This is a genomic window from Desulfoplanes sp. PS50 (assembly GCF_053851535.1).
Genome location: NZ_JBSPZA010000002.1, coordinates 40,269 through 58,840 on the forward strand (window position 1 = coordinate 40,269; position 18,572 = coordinate 58,840).

The window sequence follows — 18,572 nt, forward strand, 5'->3', positions numbered from 1 at the left end:
ATTTGTTCACATAAATACTCTTTTTTTTGCTTTAAAATTGGGGTAAAGGGTAATGGTTTTTTTGTTGCACGACTCTACCCAAGGAGGTATTTTTACAATGGAAGCATGTGAACAGATTATGCGCGACATGGATTTCACGTTTTTTGCCACGGGAGAATACGGGATGAGCATGCCTGAGGCATTGCCCCTGATCGGCAACGATCACTTCTTCTTTTTGGATGTTCGGGCCAAGGAAGAGGTGAACTATCTGAGTTTTCCCTTTGCCAAACACATTCCCCTGGAAGAAATCCCGGATCGCCTCGACGAGATTCCCAGAGACAAATTTATCATTCCTTTTTGCGCTACAACTTTCAGGGCAGCCATGTGCTATGTCTATCTTCTTTTTCACGGGTATGAGGAGGTCAAGGGGTTGACCTCGGGCACTGATGCCATGGCCGCTGCACTCAAGCCCGGTGCCTTGATCAAGATCATGTCGTAATGAATCGGTTTTTTTCTGCCCTTGGGATGCTCCACTCTTCAGAAAAAGCAGTGTCCCGGCCAGACGATCAATGGTTATCCCATGGTCCCGCATGAACCATGACCAGACCTCATTGAGTGGTTTCAGGGGATATTTTCTTCATCGTGATTCAATTTGAAGGAGACTTGCATGCGTTTTATCGATAATGTTGACATCAAGGGCAAACGCCTGCTCATCCGTGTAGACTACAACGTTCCCATCGAGGATGGGGTGATCAAGGATGACAACAGGATCAAGGCCAGCTTGCCGACCCTGAAATTCGCTCTTGATAACGGGTGCGCCCTGGTTATCTGTTCGCACATGGGTAAACCCAAAGGAACGGTCGTACCTGAGCTCTCACTGGCCCCGGTGGCCAGACATCTTGCCGGGCTTCTTGACAGAAACGTGGAAATGGCTCCGGATTGTATCGGCGAGCCAACCAGGGCCATGGTCGACAGGTTAAAGTCCGGTCAGGTGCTCATGCTTGAGAACCTCCGGTTCCATGCGGGAGAAAAGAAAAATGATCCCGAATTTTGCGAGGCACTGGCCAATGGGCTTGATGGGTATGTGAACGATGCCTTTGGGGTTTCTCACCGTGCACACGGATCCGTGGTCGGGGTGCTCGATCATTTTTCCCTGTGCTGTGGAGGCTTGCTGCTCAAAAAAGAGTGGGAATACCTCGGCGAAGCACTCAAGAATCCCAAGCGGCCCTTTGTGGCCATTGTCGGCGGGGCCAAGGTGTCTTCGAAACTCGGTGTCTTGTACTCCCTTTTGGACAAGGTTGACCGCATCCTGATCGGCGGGGCCATGGCCAACACCTTTATCAAGGCCCTGGGCTACGAGGTGGGAACCTCTCTGGTTGAAAACGATCTTCTGGATGAGGCCAGGGCTATCGTGGACAAGGCCAGGAACAGGGGCGTGAGTCTCTATCTGCCAGTCGACTGTATTCTGGGCGAGAGCCCCCAGGGGGAGCTGACAGCCGGGGTCTGCCCCTATCAGGATGTTCCCGGTGATGAAATGATCCTGGATATCGGTCCTGCAACCTCGGCGCTGTTTGCCGAGGGTATCCGTGACGCTGCAACCATTGTCTGGAACGGCCCCATGGGGGCTTTTGAGAATAAGTTTTTTTCCCAGGGCTCCTTTAATCTGGCCATGGGCATAGCTCAGTCGAAGGCTTTAAGCATTATTGGAGGAGGGGATACGGATGTGATCATCCATACCTTGGGTATCCAGGACAAGATTTCTTTCATGTCAACGGGCGGCGGTTCCTTCCTTGAATTTCTTGAAGGCAAGGATCTGCCGGCATTCAAGGCCCTTCAGGATAAGGAGACGCAATGAAAAAGAAAAAACTCATGGCGGCCAATTGGAAGATGTTCAAGACCTTTGAAGACGGTGTTGCAACATCCCGGGAACTGGTGAGACGTGTTTCCGGGTCTATTCCCGAAGACAGGGAGATGCTTGTCATTCCACCCTTTACACTGCTTCACGCAGTGGGAGGGGAGCTCGCCGGACAGAGAGATATGTTTCTTGGTGCGGAAAATTTTTATCCATCAGATCAGGGAGCATTTACCGGAGAGATCTGCCCGGAACAGCTTCTTGATCTTGGCTGTTCCTATGCCCTGGCCGGACATTCCGAGCGCCGGCATATCCTGAAGGAACGTGACGAGTTTGTTGGCGAGAAGGTGGCTTTCGGGATTGAAAAGGGACTTTCGATCATTTTGTGTATTGGTGAAACCATTGATGAACGCAAGAGGGATCGTGTCGAGGAAGTGCTTTTCAGGCAGCTTGACAAGGGGCTGGCCGGAGTAAGCCCAGCGAATGTGGACAACCTTGTCGTGGCCTACGAACCCGTCTGGGCCATTGGCACCGGTGAAGTTGCCGGGCCTGATGAGATCATTCAATCCCACGGCCTGGTTCGCTCCAAACTGGTGGATATATTTTCCGAGGCCGGTAAAGATATCCGCATCCTCTATGGGGGAAGCGTCAAGCCGGACAATTGCGGATCCATTATCGCCCTTGACAATGTCGACGGGGTGTTGGTAGGAGGCGCGAGCTTGATGGCTGAAAGTTTCAGTCGGATTGTGTTGGCATAATCATCTGAAAAGATGTGTTTTTTGTTTGCAGGGTGGTTTGTAAAAACACCCGGTCGAACATATAACCCCAAGATGTTTGTCTTGGACAGTTAAAGGCCCACACGGGCCTTGCTCGGTAGGTCAGGAGGTCGAGACCTTGAATTCTTTGGTGATCACCATTCATGTTATCGCATGTATTGTTTTGGTAGTTCTGATACTCCTGCAGTCCGGAAAGGAAGGCATGGGGGTTATTTTTGGCGGCGGAAGTACCTCTTTGTTCGGAAGCGGTGGGGCCGGTGGACTCCTGACCAAACTGACCGGCGCGGCCGCTGCCGTCTTCTTCGTCACCTCGCTGACCTTCACCTATATAAGTACGATGCAGCATAAAACCCCAAGGGAATCCATCGTTCTTGATGCCCCGGCACCGATTGCCGAACAGGCTCCGGCCCCGGTTTCCGGTGAATCCGAAGAAAATGTTGCAGACGATGCAAAAAGTTCTGGACAAGAGGAATCGAAATCCGTAAAAGCCTCTCCTGCTGACTCGGTGCAAGACACTGAAACAGCAAACGATCCTGCCAAGCAGTAGGGCTGGATGATAAGGATGCCGAGGTGGTGGAATTGGTAGACACGCTAGCTTGAGGTGCTAGTGGGTTAACACCCGTGGGGGTTCGAGTCCCCCCTTCGGCACCACGCATGTACATGAGCCGTCTGAATTATTCAGGCGGCTCTTTTCGTATGCTCCCTTGCATAGGTCCGGGACGTGGCGTATGCAAGGGAACTGATGCGAACAGAAAGTAACAATGGCCAGCCGGACTCGGACGGATCAGGTGGAAGATACCGGGTTCGCAAGCCCGGTTGGCAGCAAGTTTACGGGAATCGAGCATGTCCGATACAAAGCGTGATTCATATACCCAAAATCTCGTTGTCAAACCCAGGCGCAAACCGGTTGAGATCAATCCTGAAACCGAGGAATCCTTTGAGGAATCCAAGGAGTTGATCAAGGAGTCGTTCCGACAGGCCGCCAAGACCAATATGGCTTTTGTTGCCTGGATGGGAATTTTTTCCTGGCGGTTGATCAAACATATTTTTGTTTCTCTCTGGGCAAAACACTCGACACGAAACAAGGACAGGCACAAGGGGACATCCAGGCCATTTTCTCCCGGTCAAAGGTACAGGCACACGACAGGCCCCCGGCCGGACAGAAAGGATCGATCCAAAAAAAGCTGAGCATTTTTTACGATCATCGGGGCGGGACGCATCATCCCTGTGTGTCCAGACAGGATATTTCAATTGTCTTGACGGGTTACGTGTGGATCACCACCTTTTGCCGCCTGGATCAAGGGGCCTGTGCAGGACAGCTCTTCGATCTGGAACTTGATCTTTGCGCTTTTATTCACTAAGTGACCCCTACGTTTATGGGCATGACCACTTTCAGTGGTTGCCAACAACCGGCACGAGCTGTCGGATGGCGGAGATGAGGGTATGCAAAAGCTGCATGGAAAGGTCGTGATCGAGACGCTTGGAACCTCCGAGGATGAGATATTTACCAAGGAGTACGAATACGAGGACGGTATCTGTGTCCATTCGCAAGATGCCATTGATATACGTCTGGAAATCTGTCGCGAAAATGAAATCCAGACTGTTGTCTGGTACAGGGAGCACAATGTCGGTGGAACCTGGTATGATCCCACCAAAAAAACCTGGGTGGCCGAGCTCATGGGTTTTGAATGGAACGGCTATGACATTGACGTGATCGAGGAACTCCGGGCCAAAAAACAGTTGGCTGCCCGGACCAATCATGCTGAATGCTGGTCACCTCCCTCACGGTAGTTTATTTTCCTGTCACACTGGCGGACCCATTTTGATGGTCCGCTTTTTTTTTGCCGTTATCCCGGGCCATTGTTTTTGCGTACCCTTGCCACACCGATATCCCTTTCTGGGGTGATTGTGCATGGCTATGACTCGTGCCGTCTATCTGTAGACTCTACCACTTACAGCCCTGTTTGGGCATCTCCCCGGATCAGGGTTGACTCTGCCTCGTAAGGGGGAGCAATTCATTTGCCTTTGACTCGTATATCGAGTAATAAAATCAAACCTTTTTTTGGCGTTATTCTTGTGTTCCAATATCTTATGGGAGGTTCTATGTGGAGTGATACGACCATGCACGTCCAGTCTCCGACCAGGACTTCGGCGGTCCTGGACTGGCTGGAGGTGTTGTCAGGTATCGGTTTGGTCCTTTTTATCATGGGCCATTCTCTTTTTGTGGCCAGCGTTGTTTTTGGGGCGGCCACATTTGACGGCCTGGCCGGCTTCTTCGAGACCACCGGATTGGCCCAGGTCGGCGGACCGATCATCGCTCTGGTCTTTTTGCTGCATTTTGTGCTTGCTGCCCGCAAGATCCCGTTTCGGGCCTCCCAGCAGCGGATCATCTGGAGGCACGCTCGCATGATGCGTCATGAGGACACCTGGCTCTGGCTGGTGCAGGCCGTGACAGGGATGCTCATTCTGCTCATGGGTTCCATCCATATGTGGGTCCTCTTGAACGATCTTCCCATTACCGCAGAAAAATCCGTTGCCCTGCTCTATGAGGGCACATGGCTGTGGTTCTATCTTTTCTTTCTCCTCTTCGTGGCCATGCATGTGGCCATCGGCATCTACCGGGCCGGGGTCAAGTGGGGGTACATCCGACGTGAAAACAGGGCCAGGATGAAAAAATACCTGTATATTTTCGCAGGGGTCCTGATTGTCGTCGACCTGGTGTCGTTGATGCGTTTTTATTTTCTGAGTGTGTAGAGCAAGGGGGAAACATGGTAGAAACAATATATACAGACCTGTTGTGCCTGGGTGCGGGCCTGGCCGGTGAGCGCGTGGCCATCGAGGCTGCCGAGGCCGGGTTTGATGTCATCTGTCTGAGTCTGGTCCATTCCAAACGTTCCCACTCCTCTGCCGCCCAGGGCGGTATGCAGGCGGCGCTCGGCAATTCCGTCATGGGGGAAGGCGACAGTCCGGATGTCCATTTCCTGGATACGGTCAAGGGTTCGGACTGGGGGTGTGATCAGGAGGTGGCCCGGATGTTTGTGGACACTGCGCCCATTGTCATGCGCGAACTCGCCCATTGGGGAGTCCCCTGGAATCGTGTGGTCGGCGGCAAGGGATTCTACTACAAGGGGGGGCAGAAATACGAGAAATTCGAAGACCCTGCCAAGGAAGGATTGATCACCTCCCGTAATTTCGGGGGCACTGCCAAGTGGCGGACCTGTTATACGTCCGACGGGACCGGCCATGCCGTGCTCTATACCATGGATAATCGTGCCACCCAGATGGGTGTTCAGGTTCATGATCGGATCGAGGCCATCTCCATGATCCATGACGGGGAGGCGTGTCAGGGGGTCGTGGCCAGATGTCTGAAGACCGGTAAGCTCCGGGTGTATCTGGCCAAGGCAACTCTGGTGGCCACCGGGGGATATGGAAGAATCTACAAGAATACGACCAATGCGGTCATCTGCGAGGGTGGTGGACAGTCCATCGCCCTGGATACGGGTGTTGTCTCTCTGGGAAACATGGAGGCCATCCAATTCCATCCCACGGGCATCGTGCCCACGGACATTCTGGTCACCGAAGGGTGTCGGGGCGATGGCGGAACGCTCCTGGACAGGAACGAAGACCGGTTCATGCCCGACTACGAGCCGGAAAAGGCGGAACTTGCCTCACGGGACGTTGTCTCCCGCCGGATGATCGAGCATATCCGCAAGGGACTCGGGGTGAAGAATTCCTATGGGGATGACAACCTCTGGCTTGATATCCGTCATCTCGGCGAGACCCATATCCGGACCAAGTTGCGCGAGGTTGACGAAATCTGTCAGAATTTTCTGGGAATCGATCCCCTGCATCAACTCATCCCGGTACGGCCCACCCATCATTACAGTATGGGGGGAGTACGTACGGACAAGGATGGTGCCGCCTACGGACTCAAAGGTCTTTTTGCCGCAGGCGAGGCTGCCTGCTGGGATCTGCATGGATTCAACCGCCTTGGCGGCAATTCTCTGGCCGAAACCGTGGTTGCCGGAAAGATCATCGGCGCCAAGGTGGTAGAGTACCTCAAGGGGGCTACCGCAACATTCAAGACGTCGGTCATCGATGAACAGATCACCAGGGACAAGGCCCGTATCAAGACCCTGATCAGCGGGGGCGGCAAGGAGAATGTCTTTGAACTGCGCAATATGATGCAGGAAGCCCTGATGAAGGGTGTGGGCATTTTCCGTAACGAAAAGGATCTGGAGCAGGCTGTCAGGACATTGCAGGAAGTCCAGTCACGGACCGCCAATCTTGGTTTGGTGAGCAACGGGTTGGGGGCCAATCCCGAATTGGCCATGGCCCTCAAACTGCCGGGTATGGTTCGCATGGCGCTGTGTGTGGCTTACGGTGCCCTGGAGCGCAGGGAAAGCCGCGGCTGCCACGCCCGCGAGGATTATCCTGCAAGAAATGACCGCGACTGGCTGGTCAGAACCCTGGCCACCTGGAAAGAGGGAGCGGATCTGCCCACCCTGAAATACGAGCCGGTAAGCCCGAGTTTTGAACTTCCTCCTGGAGAACGTGGCTATGGCGGAGGAAAAATCATCAGTGCAGACGAAAAAGAGGCCTAATTCATGGATAGAATGCTCACGATAAATATTTTTCGCTACAACCCCCAGGATCCGGATTCCAAGCCGCACATGCAGTCCTATTATCTGGATGAGACCGAAAGCATGACCCTGTTCATTGCCTTGAACAGGATCCGGGAGGAGCAGGATCCCTCTCTGCAATTCGATTTCTGCTGCAGGGCAGGTATCTGTGGGCAGTGCGGCATGGTCATCAATGGCCGTCCCAATCTGGCCTGCAAGACCAAGACAAAGGATCTACCCAGTCAGATCACCCTGTTGCCCCTGCCGTTTTTCAAGCTGATCGGCGATCTCTCCGTGGATACGGGAACCTGGTTTCGGGAGATGAACACCCATATCGAGTCATGGATTCATACCCAGAAAGAGTTTGATCCCGCGTCTGAAGAAGAGCGTATGGACAATGAAACCGCCGAGAAAATCTACGAGCTCGATCGATGCGTGGAGTGCGGATGCTGTCTCGCCGCCTGTGGAACAGCCCGGATGCGCGAGGATTTTCTCGGGGCCGTGGCCCTGAACCGGATCGCCCGGTTCATCCTCGATCCCAGGGATCAGCGTGAGGAAAAGGATTATTTCGAGCTCATCGGGAACGATGAGGGAATCTTTGGATGCATGGGGCTTTTGGGGTGCGAGGATGTCTGTCCCAAAAATCTGCCCCTGCAGGACCAGCTCGGATTTCTGCGTCGCAAGATGGGGCTTTTCGCCCTCAAGGATCTTACAGCCAGAAGAAAAAAGACCCGCTGATCCGGTGGGTTGTGATCGGATTATCCGGCCGGGCATGGAAGACCGTGTCCGGCCTTTTTCGCACAAGGAGCGAATCATGCGCCAGATAGACGACTCGATTATCACGGACAAGGTCGCGGAAATGGTTGTCCAAGCCAACGTCGAACTGCCGGGGGATGTATTCGATGCCCTGACAACGGCTTTACAGAACGAGACCTCGGCTGCGGGACGTGAGATTCTGCAGCAATTATTGGACAATGCCGCCCTGGCCAAATCCACGCGTCTGCCTTTATGCCAGGATACCGGGCTGGCGGTTTTTTTCGTGGAGCTCGGCAACGATTGTCATGTCAAGGGGAATCTCTACGAGGCCATCAACCAGGGGGTACGGCAGGGATACCAGGATGGATTTTTGCGCAAATCGGCCTGTCATCCTCTGACCCGTAAAAATACCGGAGACAATACCCCGGCCATCATTCATACGGAGGTGGTCCCTGGGGACGGGCTGACCATCAGATTCATGGCCAAAGGCGGTGGGAGCGAGAACATGTCCCGTGCGACCATGCTCACGCCCGCCCAGGGATGGAAGGGGATCAGGGAATTCGTGATCAGACGGATGGCCGAGGCCGGTCCCAACCCCTGCCCGCCGACCATTGTGGGAGTGGGCATTGGGGGAACCTTTGACCAGGCACCTCTTTTGGCCAAGAAGGCCCTGTTTCGACCCCTGGATGTTCCGCATCCTGATCCTGAGATAGCGGCCATGGAGGATGAACTTTACACCGCAATCAACGAGTTGGGCATCGGTCCCATGGGACTGGGGGGAAAGACCACCTGTCTGGGGGTACGTATCAACATGGCCCCCTGCCATATTGCCAGTCTTCCCCTGGCCGTGAATGTCCAATGCCATTCATCACGTCATCTGGAGGTAACTATATAATGAGTAAGGAATACAGACTCCAGACTCCGCTGACCGACGAGGATATCGACCGGTTGCGTGCCGGGGACAAGGTTCTTCTTTCCGGGTTGGTGTACACGGCCAGAGACGCCGCACACAAAAAGATCGTCCAGGCTCTGGAAAACGGCGAAAAGCCGCCCTTCCCACTGCAGGGAGCTGTGATCTACTATGTGGGCCCCTCACCCGCTCCCGAGGGGAGGCCCATCGGATCTGCCGGACCGACCACCAGTTATCGCATGGACAGCTTTGCCCCGTATCTTCATGCACTGGGAGTCAAGGCAAGTATCGGCAAGGGCAGGCGTAATCAGGAAGTCAGGGATGCCCTCGCAACCCATAAAGGCGTTTACTTCGGAGCTACCGGTGGGGCGGGGGCGCTCATCTCCCAGTGTATCGAAAAGGCCAGGGTCATCGCCTATGAGGAGCTCGGTCCCGAGGCGGTCCGGGTTCTCAAGGTCACGGACTTCCCGCTTTTGGTGATCAACGACGCTGTTGGAGGGGAATTGTATGCTACCCCCCAACTCCCCGAGTTCTAAGTTCTGGATATTTCGTGGCCTATGTGCTGACTTTCAGAGAATATTTCAAAAACCCCCTTGTCAGGTGCTGTGCTTTCGTGCTATTTTTTCTTTTAATCATGTAAGAAAATTGGGCTTCCAACGGTCCATAATTACATAACTTCAGGAGGCGAGTATGGCTCAGGTCAAGGTTAATGTGAAAGAGAAATGTCTGGCTATTCCCCAATGGTTCTTTTTCACCAAGAAAGTGCCATTGAACGATGTCCACAAGGAGCTCAAGATTGATTCGTCCAATGGGAAGCAAGTCTACACCCTGAAGTTGACCGGAAATTTTGGCGAGCAGGACATCACCTTCAATGATTACGAAGGGTATGCCAATTTTGTGTACTCCTTTGAAAAGGCGATGATGACTTCGTAACTCGCTCTTTTTCTATCAAACACAAAAAGCCCCCTGATCATCTCGATCAGGGGGCTTTTTGTGTGCTTCTCAATAAATGGCTCCATGGTGTTGTGGATTCTTGTTCATTGCCTTTACGGCTGAAAGGATTTGATGCGTACGTGATCGATTCGTTGTATCGCGCAGGTCGTGACAATAAACCAGTATAGATGATCATGGCGAAAGGCATTCCCTAACACATTGGTATGAAAGAAAAGATTTTTTGCAACAAACGATGTCGTTGTAATACCTGAAGGTGATTCATCAGGATACCAGGAAGTCGCAGAATGTCTCACAAAACGATAAAAATACGAGAAAAAATCTAAAGAGGGTAGACATTAAATTATCGGTGTGCTAGCGGCAAACACATCCTCATCGAAATGGTGAGATGGCTTGCCGGCGTTAATGCTATTGCAAAACATAGGGAGTATAATAATACGAATGCGTTAGGTGGGAGAAGGGACCATGGGCAAAATTTTGATCATCGGCAAACAGGATGAATTTTGTGAATCGATCTGTACACTTTCACAGCGAATGGGGCACGAGCCTGTTTTTGTCCAGGCGATCACGGAAGGCTATGCGGCAGCCTCTTCAGACACGAGTTACGAGGTCGTTTATCTTGATGTCATGATGGAGGGGGGCCAGGGACTGGAGTGGATAGCAAAGTTGCAGGAGTTGCCTTCCATGCCGGATATCATTGCCATGACCAACGAGGGTGATCCGGAAACGGCGGCCTCGGCCATCAGCCGGGGGGCATGGGACTATCTGGGAACGCCTATTTCCATTGGCTCCGTGCAGTGCATGATCGCCCGGGTTCTTCAAAGCAGAGAGAAGCGGCGGGCCTTTGCCCGGCAAAAGATCCTCAAACGGGACGGAATTATCGGGCGAAGCATGCGTCTGCGCCGCTGTCTGGATTCATTGGCCAGGGCATCGGAGTGCATGTGCAGCGTTCTTTTTGTGGGTGAAACCGGCACCGGCAAGGAGTTGTTCGCCAGTGCTCTGCACGAGAACAGCTCGCGTTCGGGTAAACGGATGGTTGTGGTTGACTGCACCAACCTCACCCGGACTTTGGCTGAAAGTCTGCTCTTTGGTCACGACAGGGGCGCGTTCACCGGAGCCGTGGCCAAAAAACAGGGGCTTGTGGCCCAGGCGGATACCAGCAGTCTCTTTCTCGATGAAATCGGCGAACTGCCCCTCGAGGTCCAGAAATCCTTTTTGCGGGTTTTGCAGGAGAAACGATTCAGGCCATTGGGATCGAAGCACGAGGAAGAAAGCGATTTCAGACTGGTTTGTGCGACCAACAGATCGCTGCTCGAGATGGTGGAAAACGAGAAATTCCGCAAGGATCTCTACTTTCGGATCAGCGGTATGGTCATCGAGCTGCCGCCGTTACGTGAACGTCGAGAGGATATTCTCGACCTGGTCAACCATTATGTATCCAGGATTTGTAAAGAATATCAGGTTGTGGACAAGCAGCCTTCCGAAGATTTCATCCATGCGCTGACCTGTTACTCCTGGCCGGGGAACGTACGGGAACTGGTCAACACCCTCTATATCGCCGTGAACAACGCCATGGAGGAACGCCATCTGTACCCTCATCATTTACCCGTGGATATTCGGGTGAAGATCATTCAATCCAATTACAATCTGCCACGACCTGAAATGGAGTATGTCCCACCCCCGCCTCCTTCCTCGGATCCCGTTGTCGTTCATGCTCCCCAGGCGACGGAAATCGTGAAAAGGAACCTGGACCCTGAAACCTGCCTCACCTACAAGGCCATGCGGGAATATGTGATTTCAAAAATGGAATCGGTATATCTCGATGACCTGGAAAAACTTTCCGAGGGTGATATTGCCTCGGCCTGTTCCTACTCAGACCTCTCAAGGGCTCGGTTGTATCAGCTGCTCAAAAAACACGGCCGGTATTTTAATAAACCCCGAAAAAAAATGGTTTCCTGAATATCTCTTCCTTGCCTCCTGTTTCAAGCCCTTTTTGGTTCCCAATGGTTCCGAAAGGGGTTTTTTTTATGCGATCTACGTGTACAAAAAAAAGGGATCTCAGCGGATGACCGGCATACCTGCAGAAAACGAAATCAAGGCGATAATCCGCAGGGGGGTATCCCCATGGTTGATCGCCATTGGATGTATTGCATCCCGCAAACATGGACCTGGGAGGTCTATATCTTGTGGATCCATACAACATTTGTGCACAGGCAGCTTTCCCTTGAGGCGTGCTGTCTGTGCGGGTACCAGGCCAAGAGGGTCGTATTGACGTTCGTGAGCGCAGATTATGAGGTTTTCTGGTCGGAAAACGCACATACAAGGGTATCTTTTGATGGATTATTTAGATGGTATGCATTTTGTATTAACGTGGTCTATCATTTCAGGTTCAGGTTCGAGTTCATGGTGATTCACTTGTCAATCAAGCGCATCCGGCTTGTTGGGTACAAAAACATGCCACATATTACATACCTCCCGCATTCGTGTGAACGTCTTATCGATTCTGAGTTCGACCGCGATCCCTTGTTGCAAAAAGTTGGCATGGGATTTTGTATCGCTGGATGTGATGGAAGAATCCATGCAGCCAACCAGAAGATGTATACCCTTTTTGGTGAGTATCAGGGAGGTTTTTGCCGCTGGTGGAGCAAGAGTGCCGGAGTGTTGGTCAAGAACTTCCGGTCTGATGTCCTGAAGCCCCGGATCGTTTCCCACACCTGGCTGACCACGCGAGGAAAGCGACGCAGTGTGCTTGTCTGGGTCTTCACTGCCGGCAATCTGGGCGATACAGTTTTTTTGCTCGTCACCCCGCAAAGGTCTCTTGCTCAAGGGTATCCTGTTGATGACATGGTGGAGGTTGCGCTTTCCGGAGTCGATTCGCAAGATATCTTTACCCGGGGGGCCTCTCATGAGTGCATGATGCAGGCCTTGGCAGATACATTTTTTTCAGTCCGCTATCAGCCTATTTACGATATCCGGATGGGCCGGGTGGCTGGATTCGAGGCCCGAATTCAATGGGCCTCTGAAGAACACTCCTTTTTTTCAAATGATTTTTTTCATCTCCTGGATACATCCGGGGGGTCCCTGCTTCTCGGAATATGGTTTTTAGGCAAGGTTTGTGATGATTTTCGAAAATGGAAAGCAAGTGCCTGCGATGCACATCATTGTTTTGTTCAACTTCGCTTGTCGCTGGGGCAAATGAATTCCTTGTGCATCCTGCATGTGCTGCAGCGATGTCTGGCTGCTAATGGGCTCGATGCCTCGGATGTATGGATCAAGGCCTCCAAGGACTGTTTTAAGACCCGTGATACAGCCAAGCAATTGCTTCTTCACCGTTATCATGTCCTGGGCGTGAACTTTATCGTCGACAGGTTACGAACCAATCTGGCGGATTTGAGTTATTTTTTTGCGTTTTCAGTTATTCCGTTCAAGGCGGTATATCTCGGGAACTATACCCTGGGTTCACAAAGAAGTACCCGGCAATTCGAACTTTTTGCCACGTTTGCCAAAATTTTTTCTTCTTTGGGTATTCATGTTTTGACCTTGTATTCGGGAGGTTCCTGCAGCACTGAAGCGCTTCGTGCAACCAAATGCCGGTACATTCAGCAGCAGGATGGCTCACAATTTCTCACGGCAGCACAGGTTCCGGCTTTTATGGGCTCACCCCCCTCATTGTTTCCAGGCCATGATCGATTTCTTTCCCAGTGACGATACAAGACCGGTGCGAAAGTTTCAAACCGCGCACAACAGGATGAACCAGCTATGAGGACGGATCGCCCCTGAGCGTCGCTTGCGGCAATATTGAATCTTGTCCCCGAACCGTGTATGCACACCTCCTTGCCTGTTTCAGGCAGACTGATCCCCATCCTCGTTTGCACGAGGTGCAACCCGTGACCTGTCAAGGGGCCGTGTGCCGTTCATGAATACCTCTGAATCACTCCTCGTCCATTTTCGACGGGCAGAGCATCTCAAAAAGAGTACTCTGTCCTGTCCGTTCATTGATTTGAGTTCCCGCCAGTTATGTGATCTCGAACTTCTGCTCAATCGTGCCTTTTATCCACTGGAAGGTTTTCTGTGTCAGGAGGATTACGAGTCCGTTCTCTCCAAGATGCGCCTTGCAAACGGTACGCTTTGGCCCATGCCCGTGACGCTCGATGTCTCCCAGCGATTCGCCAAACAATGTGAACCGGGAAGCGTGGTCGGCCTTCGGGATCAGGAAGGATTTCTTCTGGCCATACTCCATGTGGAATCCGTGTGGCGGCCGGACAAACGCGCGGAGGCGGTGAGTATTTTCGGCACGGATGATCCGGCAAAACATCCAGGGGTGCGCCACCTCTATGATCGTGTAGGTGACTGGTATCTCGGCGGAAAGGTGGAGGGCCTTCATCTGCCCATGCACTATGATTTTCCTTCTCTGTGGATGACCCCGTCCATGACCCATCAACAGTTTTCCCAGATGGGATGGCGGCAGATAGTGGGGTTTCAGGCCGATACCTGTCTGCATTGTGCCCATAAGGAGATGATCTTGCGGGCTGCCCGAGAAGTCGGGGCGAGTATATTTCTTCATCCCCTGGTTGGTGGGTCCCAGACAGGAAAACTCGACCCCATCACGCAGGTCCGCTGTTACCAGGCTTTTGCTGAAAAATTTCCCACCAACATGATTTTTCTGGGCATCCTTCCCCTTGCCGAGCGCAAGGCCGGTCCCCGTGAGGCCGTGTGGCGTGCCATCATCCACAAAAACTACGGCTGCAGTCATGCCATGCTTTCGGACACCATTGCCGATCCGTTCGCAGACAAAGACATGCCTTTGTATCCACGTTGGTCGGGACACGATCTGGTCAAGAAGTATTGTGATGAGATCGGCATTCAGCCGGTCCGGCTCGAGCCCATGGTTTTCGTGACGGAGAAGGCGCAGTACATTCCTGAAACAGAGGTTCAGGAGGGGATGGATACCAAGGAGATCTCCTCTCTGGAACTCCAGCGTCGTTTGGAATTGGGCCTGGAAATTCCTGACTGGTTCTCCTTTCCCGATGTGGTCAATGAGCTCAGATATGCGTTCCCACCCCGCCACAAGCAAGGATTCACCCTTTTTCTGACCGGATTGTCGGGTGCCGGGAAATCCACCTTGGCCAAGGTGCTCCGGAAGAAATTTCTGGAAATGCGTGATCGCCCGGTCACCCTGCTCGACGGAGATGTGGTCAGACGCAATCTGTCCAGTGAACTGGATTTTTCCAGAGAACACCGGGAACTCAATGTCCGGCGTATAGGGTTTGTGGCCTCGGAGATCACCAAGAACGGGGGAATCGCCATTTGTGCGCCCATTGCGCCGTTTGAGGATTCTCGTCAGTATAATCGTGAATTGATCTCTCGATATGGGGGATACATCGAGGTTTTTATGAGCACGCCCCTTGATGTCTGTGAAAACAGGGATCGTAAAGGATTGTATGCCAAGGCTCGTCAAGGGATCATCAAAGGCGTCACCGGTATCGATGATCCGTATCAGCCGCCACGAGATCCCGAACTCACCATCGATACGAGCACCCTTTCTCCGGTGGAGGGTGCCCAGATGGTCCTCCTTTTTCTTGAAGAACAAGGGTATATCAAATAGGAAATGTGGACACTGCCATGACGGTTGGACCGGATTGGACGACATAAACTCTCAGGTTGGAGCATACGACCAATTTTTGTGGACAGAAGGTTTTTTTGTCTGTCATTTTTTCACGTTGTTGGACCATGTTGGGTTATGGTGTACGATAACCAAGCGCCAAACGAAAACACTTCAGACCCCGGTAGATGCGGGTTTTGTACATTGATCGTTTTCCTGTTTTCTTTTTTCAAGGGGGTCTGCACAATTCGGGGAAAATCATGCGTGCCAGGCATGGTGATTGCTTATTGAAAATGTCATCTGCTCTTGGCCACACCATCCTCCACCTGGATTTGGGGTAGCTTGAAACGACTTGGTACACTATCCTTGGTCCAAAGATTCGTTGTCACCATGAAAGTGATCTACATCCGTCTTGTTGCATGCCTGCATCTCCCTTGAGATCTCCTTTGCGTATCGGATGAGTGGCCATCCCAAAAAGGACAGCACCCGTAGGGGTGTTGTCCTTTTTGGGTGGAACAGATATATACGGGCAGGTTCTTTTGTCCGGGGCCAGGAACCAGACGGTGTACCACACGGCACATTTGTTCCCTCATACAAGTACCTGAAATATGATGGCTGGTTTGCCCCGTTCTTGACTATTTCCCGTGTCGGCTTACTACATTTCGAGTGTGTGCTGCGCCAACCAGCGGTCGGGGTTCCCGGGGTGCGTTTTGGTTTCGCATCCCTGCTACCGTGTCAAACATCAGTATGTGCTGGCTGGCCAATAGAGTTTGCAACCAAGGAGAGAGGTATGATGAAGAAATCCGTGATACATCTTACACCTGTTTTTCTGACCCTGTTTTTTTGGGTCGCAAGCAGCTGGGCAGCCTTGCCCGAATTTACCAAACTGGCCGAGGATGCTGGTGAGGCGGTCGTGAATATCAGCACGGTCAAGATGGTCAAACCCCGGCAGGGATTCAGGCAGTTCATGCCCAGACAACCAGAGCAGGGGTCCCCGTTTGATGAATTTTTCGATCAGTTCGAGCGGTTTTTTGGGGAACAATACCAGCAGCCCCGTAAGGAACGATCCCTTGGATCCGGATTTATTATCAGTTCCGATGGGTATATTGTGACCAATAACCACGTGGTCGAGGGAGCCGACGAAATCAAGGTCCGGCTTCGGGAAAACGGGAAACGCGAGAAATCGTATCTGGCTGAAATCATCGGCACGGATTCTGAGACAGACCTGGCTCTGCTCAAGATCAGCGCCGAGAATCGTCTTCCCTTTCTTTCCTTTGGCGATTCCGACAAGCTCGAGGTCGGTGAATGGGTCATGGCCATTGGCAATCCCTTTGGCCTCGATCATACCGTGACTGCCGGAATCATCAGTGCCAAGGGACGGGTCATCGGGGCCGGACCCTATGACAATTTTTTGCAGACAGACGCCTCCATCAATCCGGGGAACAGCGGCGGCCCGCTGCTGGATATGCGGGGCAGGGTCATTGGCATCAATACGGCCATTGTTGCATCTGGCCAGGGAATCGGTTTCGCCATTCCCAGCGCCATGGCCAGAAATATTATTGACCAGCTCAAGGAATTCAAAAAGGTCAAACGAGGGCTTCTTGGAGTCATGGTCCAGGCTATGGATGACAATACCTCTCGAGCCCTCGGCCTCGATGAAAACATAGGTGCCCTGGTTGCCTCGATAACGCCCGGCGGTCCGGCCGATAGGGCAGGGGTCAAGGCCGGAGATATCATTTTGGCTGTCAATGGAGACGATGTCGAAGACTACACTGATTTGACTCGTAAAATCGGCAGGCTCCTGCCTGGAGACAAGGTCGACCTGACCATCTGGCGCAACGAGAAGAAACTCCATCTTGCCGCTTCATTGGATGAGCGTTCTCTTAAAGAATTAGCCAAGGGCACCAATACCCAGGGCGACACATCTCAAAGTGGTCAGGTTCTGGGCATGACTCTGCGTGCTCCCGTACAAGACGAGCTTGAACTGCTTGGCATCGATGACGTTCGCGGATTGTTGGTCGTGGACATGAGCGGTGATTCTCCGGCCGGTGAAGCGGGAATCGTTCCTGGAGACCTGGTTCTCGAGGCCAACCAGCAACCGGTCAATACGGTCGGTGCGTTCAATGCGATTGTTGAAAAGGCCAGGAAGAACGGAGTGGTCCTTTTGTTTTTGAAGCGTAAGGGACAGAACCTGTTTCGGACCATTCCCCTGGGTGAATAGGTTGACTGTACGCAAGGAAGTCTTTGAGCAGGCACTACGCAGCCCGGTCGTTCTGCGGCCGGGCTGCAAGGTCAACCTGAGTCTCGCTATTGTGGGGGTTCATCCTGACGGGTATCACGAGCTCGATTCCCTTTTCTACCCCCTCTCCTCACCCTGCGATATCCTGACCATATCACGGGGGGGCAAACCGGGGCTGGAGGTGGCATGTTCCCGTACAGGACTCGCGGACAAGGGCAATATCCTGTATGCGGCCTATGATGCGTGGTCCCGTCGTATGGGGTATGCCCCCTGCCTGAACGTGTATCTCCAAAAGAATATCCCTGTGGGAGGGGGGCTGGGGGGAGGAAGCTCGGATGCAGCCATGTTTTTGAAATGGCTCAACGATACCGCCAAAGATGCGGGACTCTCCCAGGAACAGCTGGCCCGGCTGGCCCGGGATGTGGGGGCTGATGTCCCGTTTTTTTTGGTCAACCATCCCTCCCGGGCCAGGGGAAGGGGTGAGAGGCTTCAAAAGGTGGATCTTGACCTTTCGGAGTATTATCATCTGCTCATCTGCCCGCAGGTTCACGTGTCTACCGCATGGGCCTATGGGGCGTGGGACAAAATGTTGAGAACGGCCAGGGAGGAAAAAAAATCCTCTCGAATCTTGACAATGCACAGCCGAGCCGTTAGGAATCCATCCTCTCGACGGCATCTTGTTCTGTACAATGATTTCGAGAGAGTGGTTTTTCCTGTTCACCCGTCTTTGTACCGACTCAAACTGGCCATGATCGCCCTCAGTGCGTGTGGATGCGTGATGAGCGGTTCCGGAGCAAGTCTTGTGGCTTTTTTCGAACGGGAGCAGGATCGGGAAAGGGCGAGCGCCTATTTACGCGCCAAAGCCATTTCCTTTTTTCAATGATG

General features: G+C 52.7%; 17 protein-coding genes and 1 tRNA gene. All 18 read left to right on the forward strand.

Annotated elements, in window-relative coordinates; genetic code table 11:
* The first annotated feature begins 97 nt into the window (after positions 1-97).
* The 18 genes from ACTVJH_RS01490 to ispE all read left to right on the forward strand — a co-directional run bounded on the left by ACTVJH_RS01490 (position 98) and on the right by ispE (position 18,570).
* Positions 98-478, forward strand: a complete 381-nt coding sequence (locus ACTVJH_RS01490) for a rhodanese-like domain-containing protein (protein ID WP_455986747.1) — start codon at positions 98-100, stop codon at positions 476-478.
* 168 nt (positions 479-646) lie between these two features.
* A complete protein-coding gene (locus ACTVJH_RS01495) occupies positions 647-1,834 on the forward strand; it encodes a phosphoglycerate kinase (RefSeq protein ID WP_455986749.1) in 1,188 nt (395 codons plus the stop codon).
* Positions 1,831-2,589 (forward strand): triose-phosphate isomerase, encoded by a 759-nt coding sequence (tpiA, locus tag ACTVJH_RS01500; RefSeq protein ID WP_455986751.1) that lies wholly within the window; start codon positions 1,831-1,833, stop codon positions 2,587-2,589. The genes ACTVJH_RS01495 and tpiA overlap by 4 nt, the downstream gene beginning before the upstream one ends.
* 148 nt (positions 2,590-2,737) lie before the next feature.
* Entirely contained in the window at positions 2,738-3,154 is a 417-nt protein-coding gene (secG, locus tag ACTVJH_RS01505) for a preprotein translocase subunit SecG (protein WP_455986948.1), read from the forward strand.
* Between the two features lie 17 nt (positions 3,155-3,171).
* Positions 3,172-3,258, forward strand: a tRNA-Leu gene (locus tag ACTVJH_RS01510).
* Between the two features lie 192 nt (positions 3,259-3,450).
* Positions 3,451-3,795 carry a hypothetical protein gene (locus ACTVJH_RS01515; protein ID WP_455986753.1) on the forward strand — a complete coding sequence of 115 codons (345 nt, stop codon included), beginning with the start codon at positions 3,451-3,453 and terminating at the stop codon, positions 3,793-3,795.
* Between the two features lie 255 nt (positions 3,796-4,050).
* Complete coding sequence (locus tag ACTVJH_RS01520) at positions 4,051-4,398, forward strand: hypothetical protein (protein WP_455986755.1); 348 nt, start codon at positions 4,051-4,053, stop codon at positions 4,396-4,398.
* 312 nt (positions 4,399-4,710) lie between these two features.
* Entirely contained in the window at positions 4,711-5,361 is a 651-nt protein-coding gene (locus tag ACTVJH_RS01525; protein ID WP_455986757.1) for a succinate dehydrogenase/fumarate reductase cytochrome b subunit, read from the forward strand.
* A 14-nt stretch (positions 5,362-5,375) separates the two neighbouring features.
* Entirely contained in the window at positions 5,376-7,211 is a 1,836-nt protein-coding gene (locus ACTVJH_RS01530; RefSeq protein WP_455986759.1) for a fumarate reductase flavoprotein subunit, read from the forward strand.
* Positions 7,212-7,214: 3 nt separating this feature from the next.
* Positions 7,215-7,967 (forward strand): fumarate reductase iron-sulfur subunit, encoded by a 753-nt coding sequence (locus tag ACTVJH_RS01535; protein WP_455986761.1) that lies wholly within the window; start codon positions 7,215-7,217, stop codon positions 7,965-7,967.
* 76 nt (positions 7,968-8,043) lie between these two features.
* Positions 8,044-8,880: a fumarate hydratase gene (locus ACTVJH_RS01540; RefSeq protein WP_455986763.1), complete on the forward strand. Its 837-nt coding sequence runs from the start codon at positions 8,044-8,046 to the stop codon at positions 8,878-8,880.
* Entirely contained in the window at positions 8,880-9,431 is a 552-nt protein-coding gene (locus ACTVJH_RS01545) for a FumA C-terminus/TtdB family hydratase beta subunit (RefSeq protein ID WP_455986765.1), read from the forward strand. The genes ACTVJH_RS01540 and ACTVJH_RS01545 overlap by 1 nt, the downstream gene beginning before the upstream one ends.
* 154 nt (positions 9,432-9,585) lie before the next feature.
* The gene (locus ACTVJH_RS01550) at positions 9,586-9,828 is read left to right on the forward strand and encodes a hypothetical protein (protein ID WP_455986767.1); all 243 of its coding nucleotides are present in this window, start codon (positions 9,586-9,588) and stop codon (positions 9,826-9,828) included.
* A 483-nt stretch (positions 9,829-10,311) separates the two neighbouring features.
* Positions 10,312-11,805: a sigma-54-dependent transcriptional regulator gene (locus tag ACTVJH_RS01555; RefSeq protein ID WP_455986769.1), complete on the forward strand. Its 1,494-nt coding sequence runs from the start codon at positions 10,312-10,314 to the stop codon at positions 11,803-11,805.
* Between the two features lie 495 nt (positions 11,806-12,300).
* Complete coding sequence (locus ACTVJH_RS01560) at positions 12,301-13,551, forward strand: EAL domain-containing protein (protein WP_455986771.1); 1,251 nt, start codon at positions 12,301-12,303, stop codon at positions 13,549-13,551.
* Positions 13,552-13,762: 211 nt separating this feature from the next.
* Complete coding sequence (locus tag ACTVJH_RS01565; RefSeq protein ID WP_455986773.1) at positions 13,763-15,451, forward strand: bifunctional sulfate adenylyltransferase/adenylylsulfate kinase; 1,689 nt, start codon at positions 13,763-13,765, stop codon at positions 15,449-15,451.
* A 790-nt stretch (positions 15,452-16,241) separates the two neighbouring features.
* On the forward strand, positions 16,242-17,669 hold the full coding sequence (locus ACTVJH_RS01570) for a DegQ family serine endoprotease (protein ID WP_455986950.1): 1,428 nt from the start codon (positions 16,242-16,244) through the stop codon (positions 17,667-17,669).
* A complete protein-coding gene (gene ispE, locus ACTVJH_RS01575) occupies positions 17,662-18,570 on the forward strand; it encodes a 4-(cytidine 5'-diphospho)-2-C-methyl-D-erythritol kinase (protein WP_455986775.1) in 909 nt (302 codons plus the stop codon). Before ACTVJH_RS01570 ends, ispE begins: the two co-directional genes overlap by 8 nt.
* Positions 18,571-18,572 lie beyond the last annotated feature (2 nt).